This is a genomic window from Alcanivorax sp. HI0083 (assembly GCF_001635175.1).
In genome coordinates this window covers 1-967 of sequence record NZ_LWFX01001373.1, presented here as the reverse complement: position 1 = coordinate 967, position 967 = coordinate 1, and the positions used below count along the sequence as shown (strand labels likewise).

Here is a 967-nt window from a genome sequence, read left to right as displayed (position 1 = left end):
GTCGACTATCCACTTCCAACTATTTTTTGGCCTCTTTGGGCATCGCCGTTTTTGTCTGGATCGCTATCATGGTAAACATGCTGTTGCCCGCTTTGCCGGTGCAGCCCCAGACATGTATACCGCGAGGAGCTCCATGAACGTCCGTTTACTGCCCGCCGCTTTGCTAATGGCCCTGGCCGCGCCCGTCGTATTGGCCCAGACCCCGGAAGAGAAAGGCCTGGAGATCGCCCGGGAGGCGGATAGCCGTGGCGAGGGCTTTGGGGACTTTCAGGCCGACATGAAGATGGTTCTGATCAGCAAGAGTGGCCAGACCTCGGAGCGCGAGCTGCGCGTCAAGACGCTGGAAGGAACCGGTGAGGAAGAGGGCGACAAGAGCCTGACCATCTTCGATACCCCCCGTGACGTGCGCGGCACCGCCATGCTTACGTTCAGCTACAAGACCCGTGACGACGACCAATGGCTGTACCTGCCCGCGCTGCGCCGGGTGAAAACCATTGCCTCACGGAACAAATCCGGCCCTTTCATGGGCAGTGAATTCAGTTTTGAAGACATGCGCGGGCAGGAGGTGGAAAAGTACACCTACAAGTACCTGCGCGATGAACCCTGCGGCGAACTGACCTGTTTCGTGGTCGAGCGTTACCCGCAAGATGAGGATTCGGGCTACACCCGCCAGGTTTCCTGGATTGACCAACAGGAATACCGGACCTGGAAAGTGGACTATTACGATCGCAAGAAAAGCCTGCTCAAGACGCTCACCGCCAGTGATTTTTCACAGTACCAGGACAAGTACTGGCAGCCCGGCAAGATGTCCATGGTCAATCACCAGACAGGGAAATCCACGGATCTGTTCTGGAGCAACTACCGCTATGACACGGGGCTGAGTGAGTCAGACTTCAACAAGAACAGCCTGAAACGCGCCCGTTGATTTCTTCCGCCAAAAACATGAAGAACTGGCTGGTTACGGCAT

Annotated in this window: 1 protein-coding gene; it reads left to right on the top strand. The window is 56.6% G+C overall.

The annotated features are described in order from the left end of the window. The first annotated feature begins 133 nt into the window (after nucleotides 1-133). A complete protein-coding gene (locus A3754_RS20715) occupies nucleotides 134-925 on the top strand; it encodes an outer membrane lipoprotein-sorting protein (protein WP_063521196.1) in 792 nt (263 codons plus the stop codon). Nucleotides 926-967 lie beyond the last annotated feature (42 nt).